This window comes from Maribacter sp. (genome assembly GCF_039968975.1).
GTDB lineage: Bacteria > Bacteroidota > Bacteroidia > Flavobacteriales > Flavobacteriaceae > Maribacter.
This window is the reverse complement of sequence record NZ_JBDVOT010000260.1, coordinates 1-3,280: the sequence shown is the minus strand read 5'-3', so window position 1 is coordinate 3,280 and position 3,280 is coordinate 1. Positions and strand designations below refer to the sequence as shown.

At 33.2% G+C, this 3,280-nt stretch carries 2 protein-coding genes; both read right to left on the bottom strand.

The features are described 5' to 3' along the window. Positions 1 to 1,771: SusC/RagA family TonB-linked outer membrane protein (locus ABJI11_RS17830; protein ID WP_348355381.1), on the bottom strand; the 1,771-nt coding region annotated here is incomplete at its 3' end. A 408-nt stretch (positions 1,772 to 2,179) separates the two neighbouring features. After that, positions 2,180 to 3,280, bottom strand: a 1,101-nt coding sequence (locus ABJI11_RS17825; RefSeq protein WP_348355378.1) for a class I SAM-dependent methyltransferase, incomplete at its 5' end; no start/stop codon positions are given.

Genomic DNA, 3,280 nt, shown 5'->3' with positions numbered 1-3,280 from the left:
TTCCAGTACCGTTATTTAAAAGATAAAAATCTGGCGTTTCAAATAAGAAACCATTAACAGAGACAGAATTTCCTTTAAATCTTGTTTCAACAGCTTCTATACCCAACAATGCATTTAGACTATGATCACCGAATTGTTTATTATAATTAAGTGTATTAGACCAAGTATAGTTATAAGAATCAAAATTTTCCTCTGTCAATGTGTTTGTTGTCCTAGCTTCTGAATGCTCTGGGTTTAAAGCTAAAAAAGCTCTACTATTAAAAGCTTGGATATCTCCACCTATAGTAGTCTTGGCAGTTAAGCCGTCAATAATTTCCCATGCTAGATACACATCGCCTAAAACTCTGAAATTTTTATTGAAGTCGTCTGAGGCGCGTTCTAAATCTGCTACGGGATTTGTTGGGTTTGATAAGCCCGTTGCATTAGAATATGTTCCTGTATAGGAACCATCATCGGCAAAAGCAGGTAATAATGGACTATTTCTAAAAGCTAATGCTAGAGGATTGCCTCCTAGGTCTCTCTGATTACCAGAACGTGTGTTAGAGAACGATACATTTAAATGCTGACCTACTGTTAACCTTTTGCCAATCTTAAACTCAGAATTTAAACGAATAGCTGCTCTTTTATAAAAAGTTTCAATCTGTGTTCCTTGTCTGTTAAGGTAAGATGCGGAAAAAGCATACTTTCCACTTTCAGAACCATTTTCAGCACTGAAATTAAAATTTTGAGTAATTGCAGTCCTAAAAATATCGTCAAACCAGGTAGAGCCATCAGGTCTTCTAGTTACGGTAGTTGGTGTGCCTAATAAAGTGTTTGGAATAACAGGTGTAGCTCCACTTCCATATTGAGGATGTGTTACATCTGCATTAACGTTAGCTAAACTTTGAAATATCATATTACCATGCTGTTCTGCGTTTAAAACGTCAGGTAGATTGGTAACTTGAGAAAAACCGGTGTATGTATCTAGTTTAAATTCTGCTTGTGCCATATTATAACCACCGTTTTTTGTGGTAATAATCACAACCCCATTAGATGCTCTTGCACCATAAATTGATGCTGCACCATCTTTAAGAACGTTCATCTGCTTAATATCGGCAGGGTTAATGTTGTTTAAAATAGAAGCATCATCTGTTTGTACTCCATCAATAATGTATAAAGGACCATTGCTGTTACTGGTTCCAAAACCACGTATACGAATTGTTGGAGAACCACCTGGACTACCAGAACTAGTTACGGTAACACCTGAGGCTCTACCTTGTAATGCTTCAGCCGCATTGGTAATAGGTGCTTTTACAGCTTCAGAAATATCAACAGAAGCAACTGCTCCGGTTAAATCTCCACGTGTTTGTGTTGCATAACCAGTTACAACAACCTCATCCAATGCAGCAGCATCTTCAGCTAAAGTTACATTAACGGTAGTTTGGCCATTAACAGCTACTTCATTGCTTTTAAAACCAATGTAACTAAATACTAATGTAGCATCATCAGATACATTTAAAGTATAGTTACCATCAAAATCTGTTTGTGTACCATTAGTTGTACCTTTTTCTACAACATTGGCTCCAGGCAGAGGTTGACCAGTGTCATCTAAAACGGTTCCCGTAATAGTAGATTGAAGTGTTTTTACTTCAACTTCGTTTGAAGTACTTGTGTTTTCATTTGCTTGTACCATTTGGGTACCTAAGCAAACAAGCATTGATAAGACTCCAGATTTAATAAGGGATGACCTTTTACTGGATTTCATCAACGTGTAATCACGTTTTTGACTCATAATAGTTGTTGTTTGTTAGTTTAAATTAAATACTTGGAAATTGAGCTTCTAAAATTTTTAGTTGCAGTCTTTAAATGTTAAAAAAATCAAAATCCGGTATAATAATAGCACTTTTCCTTTAAAAATGAATAATTCAACCGTGTTAATTTTCGAAGGTCATAAAAGCATTTTGAAGTATTGTTATTGTAATAATCTGTATTAATAGGTGTAATTATTGAGTAATCAATAATTTAGCTAATGTTAAATTTGGAATTTTACACGTTAATTTTTTAACATTTTCGTTTTGTTATGTAGATAAAAATTACGTTAAAAGTTAATTTACAACGTTGTAGTTTTGGTTTTTTGATTTTTGACAACTTGTTAAAACCTGATATTTAAGGCTGTAAAATTAGGTAGTTAAATGTTATTTTAAACCTGAAAACACGAAATGGAAACTAATTTTTCGGCTACGTTTGTGGTGAAGAAAAGATAGTTATGTCCACCATCTTTAATGTTTAGTTTTTTTCTGATTTTTTCAACTGAATCTGGGAAGTTTCTCGTAGTGATATTGGCTTTTTTAATGCCTGATTTTTTTAATGATTTCTTAGAGTAATCATAAATATGTTCAACTTTGAATGTTCGCCCTGGGAACTCAATTAATTTTTCTGATGTGTAAAGGTGAGAATTGGGGTGAATTTTATATAGGTTGAAATGATTACCTAAATACCGAAATGAACCAGATTTCAAAATAGATGCATTTGGTTCATATATATAAGTTAGTGGTTTTGAATATCTAGGTATTGCATTTTCTTCATCGCTTAAATAAAAATTAAACTGCTGTGCATTACTTGACTTAAAATTCACTGCTTTTATAAGCGCTTCGTTATTGAAGTCTTTTTGAATTAGCCATAGAATTTCTTTTACATCATTGTTGATAGCTACAATGTGTATCTCTTTTACATGGTTTAATTCTTTTAATCCACTCTTAATATCTAATAATGGTCCGGTTTTAATAATTAGATTAGAGGATTTTGACAATAAAAGATCCATGCTGCTTACTACGTTTGGTTCGCAATCAGACAAATAATATACTTTTTTGTTGTCTTTGTCCCTTCTAGATGGGTCAATATAAAGCCAATTATAGGTTTTAGATGTGTTGTTTAAGAAGGCTAACCCATCGTCTGTGACGCATTTTATATTTGAAATACCCATTTGGGTAAAATTATAATCGGCAATTTTTGATAATGTTTCGTTTTTTTCGACGTGGGTAACTTGGTTCACTTTTTTAGAAAACGCGAATGAATCTACGCCAAAACCTCCAGTTACATCTATCAAAGTATCTCCTTCTACTAACAAGGCTTTGTAATTTGCTGTAATTTCTGATGAAGTCTGTGAAAGATTAAGTTTGTTGGGGTAGTATATGTTTTTGGCTTTAAACCATGTAGGTAATTTAGCTTTTGCTTTTAATTTTGACTCAATTTGTTCAGCTAACTCCTTCTGGGTTATATTTTTGAACCTTTGTTTTGAAAG